The sequence below is a fragment of the Lacticaseibacillus salsurae genome (genome assembly GCF_045862175.1).
Taxonomy (GTDB): domain Bacteria; phylum Bacillota; class Bacilli; order Lactobacillales; family Lactobacillaceae; genus Lacticaseibacillus; species Lacticaseibacillus salsurae.
In genome coordinates this window covers 1-19,967 of record NZ_BAAFZI010000002.1, presented here as the reverse complement: position 1 = coordinate 19,967, position 19,967 = coordinate 1, and the positions used below count along the sequence as shown (strand labels likewise).

General features: G+C 49.0%; 16 protein-coding genes and 2 pseudogenes. 15 read left to right on the top strand and 3 right to left on the bottom strand.

The features are described from left to right. The first annotated feature begins 106 nt into the window (after positions 1–106). Entirely contained in the window at positions 107–994 is an 888-nt protein-coding gene (locus tag ACKTSG_RS01320; protein ID WP_407891198.1) for a TMEM175 family protein, read from the top strand. Between the two features lie 50 nt (positions 995–1,044). Here ACKTSG_RS01320 and ACKTSG_RS01315 read toward each other — a convergent pair whose 3' ends face one another. From ACKTSG_RS01315 to ACKTSG_RS01305, 3 genes are read right to left on the bottom strand one after another with little or no spacing between them, the layout of a single operon-like run. Beyond that, entirely contained in the window at positions 1,045–2,988 is a 1,944-nt protein-coding gene (locus ACKTSG_RS01315) for a PTS fructose transporter subunit IIABC (RefSeq protein WP_407891196.1), read from the bottom strand. Between the two features lie 9 nt (positions 2,989–2,997). Then, positions 2,998–3,915: a 1-phosphofructokinase gene (pfkB, locus tag ACKTSG_RS01310; protein WP_407891194.1), complete on the bottom strand. Its 918-nt coding sequence runs from the start codon at positions 3,913–3,915 to the stop codon at positions 2,998–3,000. Position 3,916: 1 nt separating this feature from the next. Then, complete coding sequence (locus ACKTSG_RS01305; protein WP_407891192.1) at positions 3,917–4,660, bottom strand: DeoR/GlpR family DNA-binding transcription regulator; 744 nt, start codon at positions 4,658–4,660, stop codon at positions 3,917–3,919. A 184-nt stretch (positions 4,661–4,844) separates the two neighbouring features. Between ACKTSG_RS01305 and ACKTSG_RS01300 the strand changes: the two genes are divergently transcribed. The 14 genes and pseudogenes from ACKTSG_RS01300 to ACKTSG_RS01235 all read left to right on the top strand — a co-directional run. Continuing rightward, positions 4,845–5,933, top strand: a complete 1,089-nt coding sequence (locus ACKTSG_RS01300) for a DUF871 domain-containing protein (protein ID WP_407891190.1) — start codon at positions 4,845–4,847, stop codon at positions 5,931–5,933. Between the two features lie 198 nt (positions 5,934–6,131). Further along, positions 6,132–7,415 (top strand): GTPase ObgE, encoded by a 1,284-nt coding sequence (obgE, locus tag ACKTSG_RS01295; protein WP_407891188.1) that lies wholly within the window; start codon positions 6,132–6,134, stop codon positions 7,413–7,415. 25 nt (positions 7,416–7,440) lie between these two features. Then, on the top strand, positions 7,441–9,390 hold the full coding sequence (locus ACKTSG_RS01290) for an acyltransferase family protein (RefSeq protein WP_407891186.1): 1,950 nt from the start codon (positions 7,441–7,443) through the stop codon (positions 9,388–9,390). Positions 9,391–9,688: 298 nt separating this feature from the next. Further along, complete coding sequence (gene rnz, locus ACKTSG_RS01285; RefSeq protein WP_407891184.1) at positions 9,689–10,639, top strand: ribonuclease Z; 951 nt, start codon at positions 9,689–9,691, stop codon at positions 10,637–10,639. Further along, positions 10,626–11,408 carry an SDR family NAD(P)-dependent oxidoreductase gene (locus ACKTSG_RS01280; protein ID WP_407891182.1) on the top strand — a complete coding sequence of 261 codons (783 nt, stop codon included), beginning with the start codon at positions 10,626–10,628 and terminating at the stop codon, positions 11,406–11,408. The genes rnz and ACKTSG_RS01280 overlap by 14 nt, the downstream gene beginning before the upstream one ends. Before the next feature lie 8 nt (positions 11,409–11,416). Next, a pseudogene (locus ACKTSG_RS01275) lies at positions 11,417–11,602 on the top strand (lipopolysaccharide assembly protein LapA domain-containing protein); the annotation flags it as partial. 198 nt (positions 11,603–11,800) lie between these two features. Next, a complete protein-coding gene (gene clpB, locus ACKTSG_RS01270) occupies positions 11,801–14,407 on the top strand; it encodes an ATP-dependent chaperone ClpB (RefSeq protein WP_407891180.1) in 2,607 nt (868 codons plus the stop codon). A gap of 170 nt (positions 14,408–14,577) precedes the next feature. Then, on the top strand, positions 14,578–14,763 hold the full coding sequence (gene rpmF / locus ACKTSG_RS01265; RefSeq protein ID WP_125706895.1) for a 50S ribosomal protein L32: 186 nt from the start codon (positions 14,578–14,580) through the stop codon (positions 14,761–14,763). Between the two features lie 142 nt (positions 14,764–14,905). Further along, on the top strand, positions 14,906–15,454 hold the full coding sequence (locus tag ACKTSG_RS01260; RefSeq protein ID WP_407891178.1) for a DUF1836 domain-containing protein: 549 nt from the start codon (positions 14,906–14,908) through the stop codon (positions 15,452–15,454). A gap of 1 nt (position 15,455) precedes the next feature. Continuing rightward, complete coding sequence (locus tag ACKTSG_RS01255; RefSeq protein WP_407891176.1) at positions 15,456–17,000, top strand: bifunctional metallophosphatase/5'-nucleotidase; 1,545 nt, start codon at positions 15,456–15,458, stop codon at positions 16,998–17,000. Positions 17,001–17,081: 81 nt separating this feature from the next. Further along, the gene (locus tag ACKTSG_RS01250; protein WP_407891174.1) at positions 17,082–17,924 is read left to right on the top strand and encodes a hypothetical protein; all 843 of its coding nucleotides are present in this window, start codon (positions 17,082–17,084) and stop codon (positions 17,922–17,924) included. Between the two features lie 142 nt (positions 17,925–18,066). Continuing rightward, the gene (locus ACKTSG_RS01245) at positions 18,067–18,741 is read left to right on the top strand and encodes a helix-turn-helix domain-containing protein (RefSeq protein ID WP_057707346.1); all 675 of its coding nucleotides are present in this window, start codon (positions 18,067–18,069) and stop codon (positions 18,739–18,741) included. Next, entirely contained in the window at positions 18,738–19,652 is a 915-nt protein-coding gene (locus ACKTSG_RS01240) for an IS3 family transposase (RefSeq protein ID WP_407891172.1), read from the top strand. The genes ACKTSG_RS01245 and ACKTSG_RS01240 overlap by 4 nt, the downstream gene beginning before the upstream one ends. Before the next feature lie 76 nt (positions 19,653–19,728). Further along, a pseudogene (locus ACKTSG_RS01235) lies at positions 19,729–19,967 on the top strand (ISL3 family transposase); the annotation flags it as partial.

Here is a 19,967-nt window from a genome sequence, read left to right as displayed (position 1 = left end):
ACCGCCACGATTTCGTTTGATTGAAATCGTGGCGGTTTTGCTGATGGCTTGCGCGCCATGGGTTTTGCGCGTAGAATACCCCGTGATAGAAATTAGGAGTATGGACATGGAAAAACTTAAAAATCGCCTCGATGCATTTGCCGATGCGATCATGGCGGTGATCATCACCATTATGGTCTTGAGCATTGAACCGGTGTTACATGATTCTTGGGCAAATTATTTGATCTTAGGCAAACATATCGGTATTTTTTTGATCAGCTTCATCTTTGTGGCTAATATTTGGTATCAGCATGCGGCAGTGTTTTCAGAAATTGAAACCATGACTTACCGTATCGTGATCAGCGATTTGCTATTTTTGGCCTTTTTGGCATTGATCCCGCTGTTTACCAATATGATGACTGCCAATACCACAAAGATCACGGTGCTCGCGTATGGGGCTTTGCAACTGTTAGTCAACTTGATGTTTCGCCATTTGTCCAAACTGATCGTGCACTTGCAATATACAGACAAATCCGCGATGCAAAAGGTTTATCGCAAGATCTATGGCAATGCCAATTTGTGGTTGGATGCTTTGGCGACCTTGGCGTTGGTCGTGGCATGGGTCTTTCCTAGAGTCGCATTGGTGTTTTACTTGGCTTATCCGATTTTGATGTTTTTGTTGAATGCGCGAGCGCGCCAAGAAATGTATGACGTGGAAACCTTGCCTGAAGCGGAGCAAGAAGATGTTGCCAGCTTCAACACTAGCGAAATGAAAGACTTCCGCAAAGCCCAACAAGCGATCATGAACCCCTCTGCGCCAGGGGATGCAGACGCCACTTCAGCAGTGAATTGGCAACGCTGGTTAGATCAAAGTATCGACCCGAAAAAGCGTGAGCGGCTTTTGCAACGTTATGGGCGCGCCACGCCTGAGCAACAAGCCCGACTGCAAGAATGGTTTGCCGATCATCATCGCGGCCAGCGCCACAGCCACCGCGATCAGCATGATCATCACTGAGCACGAAAAAAATCCACCTCGTTGAAGGTGGATTTTTCGTGTTGATCAAATCAGGCATTTTCTTTGGCAACAGGACGCCAAATACCTAAGATGACTCCGGCGATCACTGCCCCGATCACTAAGGACATAATGAAGCCGAACTTTTGATTGGTCAACGCCAACGCCACGATGCCACCATGAGGGGCAGGCACGTTGACATGCCACAATTGCGTCAACCCGCCGGCAATGGCCGAGCCGATCACAGAAGAGCCGATGATGTGCACCGGATCAGTGGCAGCAAATGGGATCGCGCCTTCAGTGATGAAGGTCAAACCTAACACATAGTTCGTTAAACCAGAGTTGCGTTCAGTGGCGGTAAACTTCTTTGGGAAGAAGGTTGAAGCGATGGCAATGGCCAACGGTGGGATCATCCCACCGATCATGACGGCAGCCATCCAGCGCCCATCTTTGAAGTTAGAAGCTTGATAGATCCCAATGGCAAAGGTGTAAGCCGCTTTGTTGAAAGGACCGCCCATGTCGATGGACATCATCGCGGCTAAGATCACCCCGACGATGATCGCATTGCCAGTGCCCATGCCTTCCAAAAAGCCGATCAACGCGCCATTAAGCGCCGCAAAAATCGGGTTGACAATGAAGAACATGATCAAGCCCATTAAAGCCAAGCCGATCACTGGATAGATCAAAATGGTTTTTAACCCATCCAAGGAATGCGGCAAGTTGGCAAAGGCTTTTTTCAAACCGACGATCATCCAACCGGCAATGAACCCGGCGGCTAACCCACCGATAAACCCAGCAGGATTTTGGGCTTTGACCACTGAAGCGGCGGCTAATGTGGCCATGTACCCGCCGACAAACCCTGGCATCAACGCCGGACGATCGCCGATGGAAACCGCGATATATGCGGCTAATACTGGCACCAAGAAGGAAAAGGCGTAGTTACCCAAGTTGTTGGTGAAGGTGAACGCCATGGAGTGGGCGCCAAACCAGTTTTCAAATAAGAAACTCAAGGCCATGATGATCCCGCCGCCAACGACAAAGGGCAACATGTTGGAAACACCATTCATCAGATCTTCGTAGATCTTGTTCCAAGTGCTTTTTTGTTCGCCGTCATCGCTAGCAGCAATGGCGCCGCCTTCAGCGTGATAGATCGCGCCTTTTTCATCCAAAGTGGCTTGGATCAGTTCTTCAGGCTTTTTGATGCCGTCGATGACTGGGCGATTCAACAAATGCTTCCCATCAAAACGCGCCATTTCAACTTTTTTGTCGGCAGCGACAATAACGCCTTTGGCTTTGGCGATTTCGCTACTGGACAATAAGTGCTTGACGCCTTCAGAGCCGTTGGTTTCGACTTTGATGTCCACACCCATTTTTTCGGCGGTTTCCTTCAAAGCCGCTTCAGCCATGTAAGTGTGGGCGATACCAGTTGGGCAAGCCGTGACTGCCACGATGTAGGGACGATCTGCTGGCGTGGCCACAGTTGCGGCTGGTTGGGTTTTGTCCGCTTCGGCTTGCGCTTGTGCTTTTTCTTTGGCGTCTTTTGCCGCTTGGGCATCAGCAAAGAGCTTTTGGACGTCATCAGGCGTTTTGGCTTGTTTCAAAGCCGCCACCAAATCAGGATTGATCAACAAGCTGCTTAAAGCGGCTAAGGCTTGTAAGTGGGTGTTGTTGGCGCCTTCGGGAGCCGCAATCATAAAGAACAAATGCACCGGTTGGCCGTCTAAGGCATTAAAATCAACACCGGCGTCACTTTTGGCAAACAAGACCGTGGCGCGTTTGACTGCCGCGTCTTTGGCATGGGGCATGGCAATGCCATCGCCGATACCCGTGGTGGATTCGCTTTCGCGCTTTAAAATGTCGGCGCGGTAAAGGTCCAAATCATCGATAATGCCTTGTTCTTGGTATTTGGCTGTCATTTCATCGATCACGCCAGCTTTATCAGTGGCTTTGAGATCCATGATCATGACGTCTTTTAGTAGTAATTCTCGAATGTCCATGAGGTCCTCCTAGAGTTTTTCGATGGTAATCGTTTGATAAACCGCGTCGATCTTGGCTTTGTCGGCTAAATCGATTGAAAACGCAGTCGCTGATCCGCAAGCTAACGCCATTTTGAAAGCTTCAATGGCAGAGCCGCTTTGCGCCAAGGTGCCGGTAAAACCCGCTAACATGGAATCCCCAGCGCCAACGGAGTTTTTCACAACGCCCGGTTCGCAAAAACCATGATATGCGGCGTCTTTGGTGATCATCAGCGCCCCTTTGCCTGCCATTGACACCAGCACATGCTGGGCGCCGAGGTCCAGCAATCGGCGGCCAGCTTCTGCGATTTCCGCTAAGCTTTGGTATTCGGCATCCCCGAACAAGTCTGCTAATTCGTGATGGTTAGGTTTGACCACATAAGGGTGATCCGCTAAGGTGTCTCGCAACGCTTGGCCAGTGGTGTCGATGACAAAATCGGCGCCAGCAGCTTGAATATCTGGAATCAAATCGCGGTAGAAGGTTTCTGGCAATCCAGCTGGTAAGGAACCTGCCATCACCACAACATCACCTTTTTGCAGGCGATGTTTGAGCTTTGACGCAAATGCTTTGGCTTCATCTGGGCGAATCGTGGGGCCAGCGGCGTTAAGTTCAGTTTCTTGATCGGCTTTGAGTTTGACATTGATCCGGGTGTCATCGGCGACTTTCGTGAAGTCAGTGGCGACCCCTAAAGTTTGCAGTCGCGCTTGTAAAAATTTGCCGGTAAACCCGCCGGCAAAGCCTAAGGCGACAGAAGGCAGCCCCAGTTGTTGCAAGATGCGCGACACGTTGATGCCTTTGCCGCCTGGCAGCTTGTGATCAGTGGCCAAGCGATTGACTAAGCCAAGTTTCAACTTCGATAAGCCGATGACGTAATCGATGGAAGGATTTAAAGTAATGGAGTAAAGCATGTTATGCCTCCTGAATATTGGGATAATCGGCGTAAACCGGAGATAATTGTGCAAGTGATGGCGTTAAGATCACTACTTGATTGATTTTGGCAAATAAGGCGTTGGAAACTTCACCGAATTTGCTCGCGTCAGCCAATACCACAGCAGTGTGGGCTTGGTTGATCGCAGTGGTTTTCACCACTGCTTCTTCAGCGTCAGGGGTGGTCAAGCCAAATTTCGGGTGAATGCCGTTAGTGCCTAAGAAGGCGAAATCAAAATGGCGTTTTTGCAAGCTGTTGACGGTTTCGGCGCCAACTGTCGCTTTGGTGGCCGATTTGATCTTGCCGCCAAGGATATAAGCTTCGATGTTAGCATCTGCTAATGCCGAGGCGTTATCCACGCCGGTGGTCACCACGGTGATGTCGCGGCCAGCAAGCATTGGGATCATTTGCGCCGTGGTGGTGCCAGCATCTAAGAAAATACAAGCATGAGCTGGGACCATTGCGGCAGCAGACTTGGCGATCACCGCTTTATCAGCTAAGTGTTGGGCCGCTTTTTCATGGACGCTAGGTTCACTTTGCATTTTGGCTAATCGTTCAGCACCGCCATGGATCCGGCGTAATTTACCGGCATCTTCGAGTTCACCTAAGTCTCGGCGGATCGTCGACTCAGAAGCGCCAAGGGCCGTCATGAGATCTTTTAATTTCACGACTGGGGTTTGTTCGAGCTGTTCCAAGATAAAGCGCTGTCGTTCTTCTGTAAGCATTTCCATTCACCTCACAACCATTAGTATACGCGCTGAACGGTCAAAAGCAAGCCTTTTCTTTCAAAAACGTTCAAAAAGTCGTTCACAAACGTTCAATTATATTTTTGTACCCACAAATTACTGCAACCCCTTTCATTTGTGGGTACAAATATGGTACGCTACTGGTATTAAGGGGGAATGCTTTATGGGCAAATTAGGTGTTTCGGTTTATCCCGAACGGTCCACATATGAAAAAGACGCAGCGTATCTTGAACTGGCTGCGGCAAACGGCTTTAAACGCGTATTCACGTCATTACTCGAAATCAAAGGGGACCAAGATCAAGTCGTCGCCGGCTTTAAGAAGGTGATCACCAAAGCCAATGCATTAGGCATGGAAGTGATGGTCGACATCAATCCCGATTTGTTCAAACAACTCGGGGTTTCTTATGACAACTTACAATTCTTCCATGATCTTGGCGCTTACGGGGTTCGCTTGGATCTGGGATTCACCGGTGCTGAAGAAGCAGCGATGACGCGCAATGCGTTTGGCATCAAAATCGAAGTCAACATGTCGCAAGGCACGCATTATATCGATAACATCATGAGCTTCAATCCTAACCGGGAGAATTTATTAGGCTCGCATAATTTTTATCCGCATCGTTTTTCCGGTTTAGGGCAAGCCTTTTTTGATCGCGCCACAAAAATGTTCACCGATTATAACTTGAATACGGCGGCTTTCATCAACTCACAAGCCGCGACGTTTGGACCATGGCCAACGCAAGACGGCTTGTGTTCGCTGGAAGCACATCGGGAATTGCCGATCGCCACTCAGGTGAAACATTACCTATTATTAGGCACGATCGATGACATTATCATTGGCAACGCTTATGCCAGCGAAGCCGAATTGCAAGCCGCGCATGCGGCGTTTACGGCGCCTTATCCGGTATTAAAAGTGGTGCCAGATGCGCAAGCCACAGCGTTAGATAAAGAGTTGTTGTTTGACAATCCGCATGCTTATCGTGGGGATGCGTCTGAATATTTACTGCGTTCGACCCAAACACGGGTCAAGTATGCTGACCGCGATTTTGCGCCGCATCACACCGTGGCAATCAAGCGCGGGGATGTGCTGATCGACAACAACGGCTATGGTCAATACAAAGGCGAAACCCAAATCGCCTTACAAGCCATGCCTAATGATGGCCGCGTCAATGTCGTCGGCCATGTGCATCCAGATGAATTGTTCTTATTAAGTTATTTGAAACCATGGAGTGGTTTTCGCATGGTTGAAGCTTAACCAATATTTTCTTGGCTCGCGACGTGATGGTTAACGTGGCGAGCTTTTTTTATGACGCCAGGTGCTTGGTTGGTTTTTCCTTCCCTTGCCGCGTTCGGGTTTTCTGGTATACTAATGACAGCATGCCAACATTGCAACGTTGGCGTATTTCGGATAAGATGAATGGATTGTCGCAAAAGGCATCCCGGGAGGATCTAAATGTTTGTCGATCAGGTAACAGTTGAAGTACAAGCCGGAAAAGGTGGCGACGGAATGGTCGCGTTCCGTCATGAAAAGTTCGTGCCTTTTGGCGGGCCTGCAGGTGGCGATGGCGGCCGTGGCGGGAGTATTGTTTTTTATGTCGATGAAGGCTTGCGCACGTTGATGGATTTTCGTTATCAACGCCACTTCAAAGCCAAGTCCGGTGGCAACGGCCAAGGCAAGCAAATGTATGGGCGCAAAGCCGAAGACTTGCGCGTCGCGGTACCTGCTGGCACGACTGTGACTGATGCGGACACGCATGAAGTGATCGGTGATTTGACCGCACCTGGTCAAGAATTAGTCGTCGCCCGTGGTGGTCGCGGTGGGCGTGGTAATATCCACTTTGTTTCACCAAAAAATACCGCCCCAGAAATCGCTGAAAATGGCGAACCAGGGGTGCACCGTTATGTCCAACTGGAATTGAAAGTATTGGCTGATGTTGGGTTAGTGGGCTTCCCATCGGTTGGGAAATCCACTTTACTGTCAGTCGTCACTTCAGCCAAGCCGAAGATCGCCGCGTACCAATTCACCACGTTGGTGCCAAACTTAGGCATGGTCAAGCTCGATGATGGCAACGATTTTGTGATGGCGGACTTGCCTGGCTTGATCGAAGGGGCGTCAACTGGCGTCGGCTTAGGGCTGCAATTCTTACGCCACGTGGAACGCACGCGGGTCATTTTGCATTTAGTTGAAATGGATCCAGATGATGGACGTGAGCCGATCGATGATTATCATCAGATCCGCCAAGAATTGGCCACTTATGATGACACGATCTTGCAACGGCCACAATTGGTCGTGGCGACGAAATTGGATCTGCCAGGTGCTCAAGAACGCTTTGACACGTTTAAAGCGCAATTGCTTGAAGAAGGCGTCAAAGCCGCAGATATTTTTGAGATCTCCAGTATCACCCATACTGGGGTGCAAGACCTGATGCATGCAACTAGTGTCGCTTTGCAATCTGCACCAGCGTTTGCACCGAAATCTGAAACACCAGTGGATTACCAGTTCATTGCTGATGCGGATAAAATCAAGGTACAACGCGATGAAGATGGGACGTTCATTTTGTCAGGCAAAGCGCTTGAACGGGCCTTTGCCATGGCAAACCTTGATCATGATGATGGTGTGGTTCGCTTCGCGCGGCAATTACGGCGTTTGGGTGTTGATGACGCTTTGCGTGAAGCAGGGGCACAACAAGGTGATTTGGTCGCCATTGATGATTTCACCTTTGAATTTGTGGAGTAAATCGTAATGGGGTGTTGATTTGGCGATGAAACGCAGTAAACCAAGGCGTTACATCACAGGCTTTGATGGGTTGCGAACACTTGGCGTATTAATGGTGATCTTGTATCACTTGCGGCCGGATATTTTTCGCGGCGGGTATCTCGGGGTGCCGATCTTTATGGTGGTGTCTGGGTATTTGATCACCGATGGCCTGTTGATGCAACTGGATCGAACCGGTTCGATCGACTTTAAGGCCTTTTTCCTCAAGCGGATCCGGCGGCTATATCTAGGCTTAATCGCGGTGTTGTTTGCGACCAGTGCGTATATTGCGCTATTTGCACATAACTTGTTGCATAATTTGCACTTAATGGTGTTGTCCAACTTGTTTTACGTGTACAACTGGTTTCAAATCGCGCATGGCGAGTCGTATTTCACCCGCTTTGCCAACAATGAGTCCCCGTTTACGCATTTGTGGACGTTGTCGATCGAAGGGCAGTATTACTTGGTCTGGCCGCTGGTCGTGTTAGGATTGGTGCTATTGGTCAAAAACCGTGGGCGCATTTTCAATATTGTGATGCTCACGGCAGTGGTATCGGCCATGTGGATGTTTATTTTGTATCATCTCACCATGACTGGACCGCAAGCGGATCCTAGCCGGTTGTATTATGGGACGGATACCCGTGCTTTTTCGATTTTGCTCGGGGCGGCGTTGGCTTTCATTTGGCCTTCGATGCACCTGTCAGAACATATCGGTCAACAACAAAGTCGCCTGCTTGACGGCATCGGCACTGTTGCTGGGATCGGAATGATCGTGTTGGTCATGACGTTGGATGCGCAATCGGCCTTTTTGTATCAAGGCGGGATGTTCTTATTTTCCTTGCTGGCGACGTTGCTGGTTGCCGTTGTGGCTCATCCTGGGGCACATTTTGATCGCTTGTTGTCTAATCCGCTGTTTTCTTGGATCGGCAAGCGCTCATATGGCTTGTATTTGTACCAGTTTCCGGTGATGATCTTTTTTGAATCACGGTTTCGCAATATCGCCGATCACCCGTTTGTCTATCCGGTGGTTGAAGCCTTGTTGATCTTGGTGATCAGCGAGTTGAGCTATCGCTATATTGAAACGCCGCTGGCTCATTTTGACTATCGCCAGACTGGGGCATTTTTGGCGGATCTGGTGCATGGCCGCACCCATGGGGCCAAGCGCATCGTGCCGATTTTTTCGGCATTGATCTTGGTGCTTGGTAGTGTGGGCATCGTGATGGCCCCGTCGGCCAAATCGACTGCTGATGCGTCGCCTTTAGCCAAACAGCTACAAAAAAATAAAGCAGACGCCAAGCAACAACAAGCCGCCGAAAAAAAGGCGCGCCAGCAAAACTCTGCCAGCTTAAAAGCGGCCCAAAACCGGTCACAGTCGCTGAGTTTGTCGCAATCCCAAAGCGCCGCGGCTGAATCCAAAGCCAAAACGCACCCAGTCAATGCTGAGTTTGAACGCTATGGGTTGACGCAAGTGCAATTGCAACGCGCGCAAACCTTGCAAGTCACTGCAATCGGGGATTCGGTGATGCTTGACGGCAAACCATTGCTACAAAAATTGATGCCGCACGCGTTTGTGGATGCTGGCGTTTCTCGGCAAATGGTTGCCACCATCAGCACGGTGCAGCACTATGCCAATACTGGGGTATTAGCCCGTGATGTGGTGATCGGGTTAGGGACCAATGGCCCGTTTTCTGGCGGTGACTTTGACAAAATGATGCAGATCATTGGTGACCAACGGCAAGTTTATTGGGTCAATGTGCATGTGCCAACGCGCACTTGGCAAAACCAAGTCAACGCTTTGTTAAAGCAAAAAGCCGGACAATATCATAATTTGCATGTGATCGATTGGTATGATACCGCCAACGGCCATCCAGAGTGGTTTTACCGCGATCAAGTGCACATGAATCCAACCGGTAATCCTTATTACGCCAGCTTGATCGTGAAATCTTTGGTCCAATAATGCCAAAACGGGACAGCTTTTCAGGTCCCGTTTTCTTGTGCCTTGGGTGGGTATGGTATACTGATTTGTTGTAATGAAGATCACAAAACGGTGCCGGCGTTAACCCTTGGGACTAGTATGCAATACCTATTAGCGGCAACCTGCCCAGTGAGCATCTTGGCATCCGCGAGGTGAGTGCATGGGATGCGCAACCAAAGCGCGCTGGCGGGGGTTCCAACAGGTGTTGGGCTCACAGGGCTTCAAATCGGCATCGATGAACGCAAATACAGAATCAAAGTACTTATGAAGGAAGGACACCATGGAAATCGAATTCTTAGGGACCGGCGCTGGTTCACCAAGCAAAACGCGCAATGTTTCAAGCTTAGCCTTGAAGCTTCTAGATGAACGCAATGAGGTATGGTTATTTGATTGCGGCGAAGGCACGCAGCACCAGATCTTAAAAACGGCGATCCGCCCGCGGAAAGTCACCAAGATCTTTATCACCCATTTACATGGTGATCACATTTTCGGCTTGCCAGGGTTTTTGGCGAGTCGGGCCAATCAAGGCGGCGAAGAAGCGCTGACGATCTATGGCCCTGAAGGCATCGAACGTTTCGTGCGCACTAGCTTGCAAGTCACCCAAACGCGCTTGCCATATAAATTGAATTTCAAGCTGCTGTCCAACCCTGGGGTGATTTTTGAAGACGACACCTTCAAAGTTTCCTTTGATACGTTGGATCATCGGATCTTGAGTTTTGGCTACCGCATCGAAGAAAAAGCCCATGAAGGGGTGTTGTTAGTCGACAAAGTCAAAGCTGCTGGGATCCCCAGCGGGCCGATCTATGGTCAACTGAAAGCTGGCAAAACCGTCACGTTGCCAGATGGTCGTGAGATCAATGGGCAAGACTTCATCGGCCCAGCGCAACCTGGGCGTACCTTAGCTATTTTAGGCGACACCCGCAAAACGCCTCACACCTTGAGTTTGGCCAAAGACGTGGATGTGTTGGTGCACGAAAGTACCTTTGGACCTGATGAAGCCAAGCTTGCGCGGCAATATTACCATGCAACGAATTTGCAAGCGGCGCATTTGGCGCAAGATGCTGGGGCCAAGAAACTGTTGCTGAACCATATTTCAGCGCGGTATTTAGGCAAAGGCGTGACGATGTTGGAGAAATCCGCGCAAAAAGTGTTCGCCAATACCCATGTGGTGCATGATTTAGAAGCTATCGATGTGCCGTTTGCTAAGGAGTCTGGCCATGCTGACAAATAAAATCGTGGTGGTCACCGGCGGCTCTTCAGGTTTAGGCAAAGCCATCGCCTTGCAAGCTGCGCGCAAGCACGCCACTGTGGTGGTATTGGCCAGGCGGCTTGACGCGTTGCGCGCCGTGCAAGCGCAAGCGTCGGCGTTATCTGGCCGGCCCGCTTTTGCGTATGCCGTGGATGTCGCCGATTCCACCAGTATCGATGCGATGATCAAACGCCTCCAAGCGCAAGTCGGGGTGCCGGATGTGTTGGTTAATGCTGCTGGGTTTGGTCGATTTGAAAATGCCTTAGACACCGACTTTAAGGTGATCCAACAAATGTTTGCCACCAATGTGTTAGGGTTGATGTACTTGACTCAAGTTGTTGGACGATTGATGATCGATCAGCATGCTGGGCACATCATCAATGTCGCGTCGATGGCAGGCTTGATGGCCACGCCAAAATCTGCTGTTTATGCGGCGACGAAATTTGCCGTGGTCGGATTTGATAATGGGCTGCGCTTGGAATTAAAACCTTTTGGCGTCAAAGTGACGACGGTCAATCCTGGCCCGATCAATACCAATTTCTTCAACGTGGCCAAAGCCACTGCTTATCAACATCGCGTGCAAGCGATCGCCTTAGACCCTAACCGCTTGGCTTGGCGGATCGTGCAGGTGATGGGGCATTCAGTGCGCGAGATCAATGCACCTTGGTTCATGGCGCTGGCGGCCAAAGGCTATACCTTGATGCCACATGTCGGAGATCTGTTGGCTGGTGGCGTGTTTAATCGAAAGTAGGCAATGGAATGAAACAACAACAGCGTTTGATCGTCGGGATCGTATTGACTTTGGTGTTGATCATTTTTGCTTTGTTAAATGGGCAAACCGTCACCGTCAACTTTTTTGGGGCGATGGTGCATTGGCCGCTGATCGTGGTGATCGTGGTATCGGTTTTGATCGGCGCGGTGATCGCATGGCTGGGATCAAAAAGTTGGGGCCACAAAGACGATGCTTCCAAACATTAATGACCAAAGCTCAAGCGGCTGTCGCTTGAGCTTTTTTGATGCTCAGGCTAAAGTCTCAGCCTAAAATCAGTCGCAGGCACAAGCAAGTTTGCTATTTTTGACCTTTTTTGACCAATTGATTCTTGGTATAATGAAGCTAGCCAATCACAGTAAAGGAGCAACGTTATGAACCCAGATAAATTCACCCAAGCGGTGACTGAAGCCATTGCCCAAGCCCAACAAGTCGCGCAAGTGCGCCATCACCAAGAAATCGATATTCCAGAATTGTTCAAAAGCTTAGTGCAGCCCAACGCCTTTGCCACGCAAGTTTTCCAAACGGCTGGCGTGAACCTGGACGGCTTAAATGCCACCATTGACAAAGCCTTAGACGATGAACCCGTGGTGGAAGGCAACACCCAATATGGGCAAAATATGAGTCAAAACTTGTATCAGTTGATGCAAGCAGCAGATCGCATTCGCGGTGAATTAGGTGATGAGTATATCGCCACGGAAGCCGTGATCTTGGCGTTATTCGATCAAAAATATTCGCCGATCACCAAATACTTGACTGATAATGGCGTAACCGAAAAGAAGTTACGCCAAATCGTCGAAAAGTTGCGCGGTGGGGCCAAAGTCACCAGCAAAAATGCCGAAAACAACTATCAAAGCTTGAAGAAATATGGCACTGATTTGGTCAAGCAAGCGCGTTCTGGCAAAATGGATCCGATCATTGGCCGCGATGAGGAAATTCGCAATGTGATCCGCATTTTGTCGCGTAAAACTAAAAACAACCCAGTGCTGATCGGTGAGCCTGGGGTCGGTAAAACGGCTATTGTTGAAGGCTTGGCCCAACGCATCGTGCGCCAAGATGTCCCTGATAACCTTAAAGACAAAACCATTATTTCGTTGGATATGGGCAGCTTGTTGGCTGGGGCTAAGTATCGCGGCGAATTTGAAGAACGCTTTAAAGCAGTGCTCAAAGAAGTCCAACAATCACAAGGGCAGATCTTGTTGTTTATCGATGAGATCCATACCATCGTCGGCGCTGGTAAAGCGGAAGGCGCCATGGACGCTGGTAATTTGTTGAAGCCGATGCTGGCGCGCGGTGAATTACATTTGATCGGCGCCACCACGTTAGACGAATACCGTGAAAACATTGAAAAAGACAAAGCTCTTGAACGCCGTTTTCAAAAAGTGCTGGTGCAAGAGCCAACGGTCGAAGACACGATCTCGATTTTGCGTGGCCTGAAAGAGCGCTTTGAAATTTTCCATGGCGTGCGCATTCACGACGCGGCCTTGGTGGCAGCGGCCACGTTATCTGATCGCTACATCACTGATCGCTTTTTGCCAGATAAAGCCATCGACTTGGTAGATGAAGCCAGCGCCAATATCAATGTGGAAATGAATTCGCGCCCGACGGAGTTAGATGTGGCCGAACGGCGACAAATGCAACTGGAGATCGAAGCGCAAGCTTTATCCAAAGAATCCGATCCTGCGTCGTTGAAGCGCTTGGCCCAATTACAACATGAATTGGCTGACTTGAAAGAAGAAACCAATCGCCTTAAAGCCCAATGGGACGCTGAGAAAAAAGACATCAACGCAGTCAACGCCAAGAAATCTGAAATTGACAAAGCCAAACACGAGCTGGAGGATGCCCAAGCCAAATATGATCTCGAAACTGCGGCGCGTCTGCAACACGGTACGATCCCGCAATTGGAACAAGAATTGAAAGACTTGGAAAAAGCCGATCGCCCAGACGCTTGGTTGGTGCAAGAATCTGTCACTGAACAAGAGATCGCGGCGGTGATCTCGCGGCAAACTGGGATCCCAGTGGCCAAGTTGGTGCAAGGCGATCGCGAAAAGTTGATCCACTTAGCCGACAACTTGCATCAACGCGTCATTGGCCAAGATACCGCAGTACAAGCCGTTGCTGATGCCGTGTTGCGTTCGCGGGCGGGGTTGCAAGACCCAAGCCGGCCGCTAGGGAGTTTCTTATTCTTAGGTCCCACTGGCGTCGGGAAAACCGAATTAGCCAAAACTTTAGCTGATAGCTTGTTTGATTCAGAAAAACACATGGTGCGTATCGATATGTCTGAATATATGGACAAGATCTCCGTCTCACGCTTAGTCGGCGCCGCGCCTGGGTATGTCGGCTATGAAGAAGGCGGGCAGCTGACTGAAGCGGTGCGCCGCAACCCGTATACCATCGTTTTATTAGATGAAATCGAAAAAGCCCATCCAGATGTGTTCAACATTTTGCTGCAAGTCCTAGATGATGGCCGCTTAACTGACAGTCAAGGCCGCACCGTGAACTTTAAAAACACCATTATCATCATGACCTCTAATTTAGGGTCTGAAGCCTTACTTGATGGCATGCAACAAGATGGCAAGATCACCGATGCGCGCCGGCAACAAGTGATGCAAATGATCCAAAGTCATTTCAAACCAGAATTTTTGAACCGGATCGACGACATTATCATGTTCAACCCCTTGCAATTGGCTGACATTGAAAAAATCGTCATGAAAGACTTGGATCACTTGAATACTCGCTTGCAAGACCAAGACATCACGTTGACGGTGACACCAGCGGCGCAAGAATGGCTGGCGGATAAAGGCTATGAACCGGCATACGGCGCGCGGCCGTTGCAACGCTTGATCACCAATGTGGTCGAAACGCCACTGGCGAAGCAGTTGATCGCCGGGGATATTTTGCCAAACAGTACCGTGACCTTAGGCGTTGATGCCGGCCAATTAACGTTTTCTAGTCAGGTCAATCCGTCAGTTGAGGCGTAATCTTGAAAATGTGCTGTTAAGGTCTTGCCTTGACGGCCATTTTCTAGTAAGATAAATGTTGCTGTGATAGTCTCATACTATCCAATGCATCGGAGGCTGAATTTTGTCTTGCAAATTTCGGCTAGTCCGGTATAGTAGAAAAGAAATCTAATACAAAGGGGTTTTCCGCCATGGCAGTTCCAGCACGCAGAACATCTAAGACCAAAAAGCGTATGCGCCGCGGCCATATCAAGTTGAACGTTCCTAACTTACAATTTGATGCCACGACCGGCGAATATCGCGTTTCTCACCACGTTTCTCCAAAGGGTTACTACAAAGGTGCCCAAGTGGTCAAAAGCGACAACGCTAACGCTTAATTAAAAATGCCAGCCAGCCGGTTGGTATTTTTTTGTGCCGTCAAACTGAAATGGGTCATTTCAGGCTAATGTGTCTTCAATCGTGTGGGAGGTAGTTTCAAAAACCAGTTGTCATGGTATACTGAATGCGGAGGGTGATCAAATGTCTGAACCGCAATTTCAAGAGTATTTAGCGAAGCTGCAACAAGCGCGCTTACCACGCTGGTCTGATCTGCCGCAATTTGATCTGTATATGGATCAAGTGGTGCAATTCGTCAATGAAGCCATTGTGCCATTAGGTCTGGATGCGCTAACGCCGACCATGGTCAATAACTATGTCAAAAAAGGCGTGATCAAAGCGCCGATCAAAAAGAAATATCAAAAAGCTCAGCTGGCCAACATTTTAGTGATCGCCATGCTCAAGCCAGTGTTTAGCTTGGATACCATTGCCAATGGGATCAATTACCAACTAGTCGACCGCCAAGTGCCACAAGCCTTCGATGCGTTTATTTTGGCCTTTATTGCCGCAGTGCAACAAGCCAATTCCGACTTCACTGGTGACGTGACCATCAATCAAGTCAACAAAGAAGATACCACCAAGATCCAAAGTGCGATGGTCAGCTTGGCGATCAATGCTGTCTTAGAGAAACTGTTAGTGGAATCAATGGTTGCGGCGGTTGCCCCGACGCCAACGGCCAAAAAGAAGGCATAACATGCGACTGACGATTTTTTCGACTAGTGACACTCATGGTTTTATCTTGCCGACAAATTATGCGCAACGTGATCAACATCAGCCGTTTGGCTTGACGCGAGCCGCCAATGTGTTGGCAAAACATCGTGATGCCAACACATTGACCATTGAAAACGGTGATTGGCTACAAGGCTCACCGCTGGCTTATTATGCCGCGCGCATTGCCCAAGACCCAACAAAATTGACCGCCGCTTATAATGCAGTCGGCTATGACGCTGGGGTATTAGGCAATCACGAGTTCAACTATGGTGCCGAATATTTGCAACAAGCGATTTCGCAACTGAATTATCCCATCGTGTGTGCCAATATTTTGCGTGATGGCCAGCCGGCTTTTGGTCAAGCCTATCAGTTGTTTGAAAAAAGCGGCGTCAAAATTGCGGTGTTGGGGTTGACCACAAGCTACATTCCCCATTGGGAAAGTCCCAGCAATATTCAAGGACTCGAGTTTGCTTCAGCGGTCGAGACGGCCAAAACTTGGGTGCCGAAACTGCATCAGCTCGCCGACGTGGTGGTGATCGCGTATCACGGTGGGTTTGAACGGGACTTGACGACTGGTCAACCAACCGAAAAGCTGACTGGTGAAAATGTCGGCTATCAGCTGACGCAGATCAAAGGCGTCGATGCCTTAGTCACCGGCCATCAGCATCGCGAGTTAGCTGGGGTGGTCAATGGCGTGCCAGTGACGCAACCAGGTTATCGCGGCGCCAATGTTGGGGAGATCGGGTTGGATCTTGCAGCCAGCGCTGATGGCTGGCAAGTGATCAACAGCACCGCTCGATTGCTTAAAACCGGGACTGCGCCTTTGCATGCGGCGGTTGAACAAGCAGTCGCTGGCACCAATGATGCGGTTGAAAACTGGCTGGATTCACCTCTGGGTCATGTCAATGGTGATATGTCACTGACGTCAGCGTGGCAAGCGCGCATCCACGAGTCTGCTTATGTTGAGTTCATCAACAAAGTGCAAATGGCGGCGACTGGCACGGATATTTCGGGCACAGCGCTGTTTACGAATGATGGGCGCGGGTTCAACCAAACGATCACCATGCGCGATGTGGTGACTAATTATGTGTATCCCAATACGCTAGCCGTGTTGAAGTTATCCGGTACGGATCTGAAAGCGGCCTTGGAACAAAACGCTGAATATTTCTCCTTGGATGCCAATGGGCAGTTGATGGTGACGCCACGCTTTGAACATCCCAAGCCGCAACATTATAACTATGATATGTATCAAGGAATCGATTATGTGTTGGATATCAGCCGGCCAGTAGGGCAGCGGGTGGTGGCACTCACTTATCACGGCCAAGCGATTCAGCCGCAAGCCAGCTATGAAGTCGTCGCCAATCAATATCGCGCTGGTGGCGGTGGCAATTTTGCCATGTTTGGCCAAAGTAAAGTGATCCGTGAAAACCAAAAAGACATGACGGAATTGATCGCTGATTATTTACGGGCACATCCGGTGATCGAGGCGACTGTTGATCACAATTTTCAGGTGGTCGCCAAAATGTGACACCTAGTCACATTTGAATTGAAAACTTTCATTCACAAGTGTATGGTTGAATTCAGATTGACGATGAAAGGTGTTTGAAACATGAAAAAAATCGCATTTTTGGCCATTGCGATGTCCGCATTGCTCGGCTTAAGTGCTTGCGGCAAGCAATTGACCACGAACAAAACGACTTACAAAGCCACTGGCATGGTGGCTGTGATCAAAGGCGAAGCCGGTAGCAAAACGGTGAAGTATCAAGCCCCGACCACAAGTGGCACCAGCAAGGTCAACTCTGGGTCTTATGTGGTCACAGTGCCAATGAGCGACCAAAAACAAACGGTTAAATTAAGCGCAAATGGGCAAAGCAAATCCGTCAGCGTCAAAGCGGCAAAACCGCTTGGTACGTACAAAACGATCGCGGCCAAATATAACCAAGCCATTGTGGGCATGGCCTTACCCAAAAATATCCAAGCCCAACTCGCCGCGGCGCAAAAAGCGGATCCGAATGCCGTAGCCACGATGACCCCAGCGCAAAAAGCCGCTTATGCCAAGCAACAACAAGCCCTGCAAGCGGCGATGGTGAAAGCCCAACAAGCGACCAAGTCCAGCCAATTGCCAACCAGCGTTGATGGGTTGAAGCAAGTGTTGTCGACTAATGGCGGTAAATTACGCTTGAACGTGCAAAATGGTCAATTGATCGCGATCACGGATGTGGTATCAGTTAAAGCCATGAAAAACAAAAAAGCCAAAACTGCTTTTGGCACCCAGTTTGGCCTGATCGCCAATGCCACTGGCGCCGATGCCAAAAAAGTCGGCAAAGCCTTTAGCAAAGCGATCAAAAAAGCGGGTAAAGGGTCGACGACCATCGACACCATTACCAGCAATGGCGTGAAATTCAATATTGGCTTTTCCACCAGTGATCTCTTTATTTACGTGACTAAATAAATACGTGATAGGGCCCGTTGTGGTCCTATTTTTGTGAGTTGCGCAAAAAAAATAACCGTCATGATGGATGACTGCGATAATCCCTTTATGGTTGTCAGATGAAATACAATAATTCATCTGATGATTATGGAGGGATTTTTGTATGTCCAGATCTAAGTTCACGGCTCTTGAGAAACTTAAATTGCTCGAGGAATTTAAGGAGTCGGATTTACCCAGAGCCACTTTTGAAAGACAACATGGCATTGGTAAGGACTCACTTAAACGTTGGTCGCTGCGTTACGAACGAGATGGCCTTGAAGGATTGGAGGAAGCAAGGAAGAATATTCACTACAGCAAGGAATTAAAGGAAACTGTTGTCTTTGCCTATCTGAATGGCGAAGGTACGCTAGAGAACTTGGCAAACAAGTATGGATTACGCAACGTTGCTCAAGCAAAGACGTGGCTTGATACGTATAATGGAGACAAACCTTTGACGGCATCGCCGTCCAGAAAGCAGGTCCCCACTATGCGTAAGAAGACAACTTTCGAAGAGCGAATCGAAGTCGTTGAGTATGTGGTAAAACACAAGCACTCATACACTGAAGCCGCTAAGCATTTTCAAGTTTCATATCAACAAGCACGGTCTTGGGTGCTTAAGGCAAAGAATGGCGGTTATGAGGCTCTCGTTGATAATCGTGGCCACCACAAAGATGAGTCAGAACTAACTGATCTCGATAAAGCAAACCTTCGTATTCGCCAGCTCGAAGCTGAGCTCAAAGACAAAGAATTGGTGGAACAATTCGCAAAAAAATTGCTGGAACTCCAGCGCAAGGGGTGAATAAACAACATCGACAGGCCTACCTCGCAATTAAAGAGACCAGTCAAGGCAAGCGCGGTGCAGTTACCAAGTTATTAGCTGTTGTCGGAGTAAGCCGGCAGGCTTACTACAAAGGATTAAAGCGAGAAGAAACGGCTTGGGAAGCCCGCGATCGTCGGCTCAAGGAACGGACACAACACTGGTTTGATTTCCATCATCAAGGTATTGGTGCTGGAAATCTGTTAGTCAACCTTCAGCATGACGAGTCAATTACTTTTGAAGTTACTCATAAAATGGTTCGACGAGTGATGCGAGAACTTGGATTGAAATGCCAAATTCGAGTTAAAAAACACAGTCGCCAAAAAGCTAGTGAGCAATACATCCAAGACAATGCCTTAAACCAAAATTTTGATACGGATGCGCCTAATAAAGTCTGGTTGTCCGACTCGACCGAACTGAGATTTGGTCCAAACGGCGAATATAAAATTCGGTTGAGTGGCGTTCTTGATCTCTATGGACGACTTCTCTTGTCACACCATCTTAGCGTCACTGAAACTTCAGCTGCGGAAATCGAAGTGTTCCAACGTGCATTTGATAGTGTCGGAGCCGTTCATCCATTGATTCATACGGATCGCGGCTCAGCTTACACTTCTGGCGCCTTCAATAATTTTCTTGCACGTTACGATGTAACTCGTAGCATGTCTCGTCCGGGCACGCCATTCGATAATGCGCCAATGGAACGTTGGTGGAATGAGTTCAAATTGCGCTGGATGGATCGTCATTCGATGCCTAAGACTCTCCAAGAACTCGAGAAACTGGTTGAAGAAGGTATTGAATACTTCAATTGCCACAATCGTTCAGCACAAAGAAACGGGTCTAAAATTTTTGGTGTTGAAGAGTACTTCAACGCTGGAAGTTTTAGGCCTTTTTAGATAACACAAAAACACCTACTCCCTCCAGTGTTATGCTTTAAGCGACCAAACCAAAAGATAAACGAGGTTGGAATAGATGTCTCAATTAGAGGGTACACGCAAATTGCTTGGAATTACAGATACAAATATTAATATTCAAGACGTTCGAGAAGATTTTCACGGCAAAGGGTCTGGCCGCAAGAAATACATGGTGATCCACGCCGAACTCACGTACACGCTCACAAACTGCCCGCAGTGCGGTTTCCCCGATCTTCACAAGAACGGACACAAGCTCACCCATATTCACGTTGAAGGCCCGTCAGATCAACCTGTCCT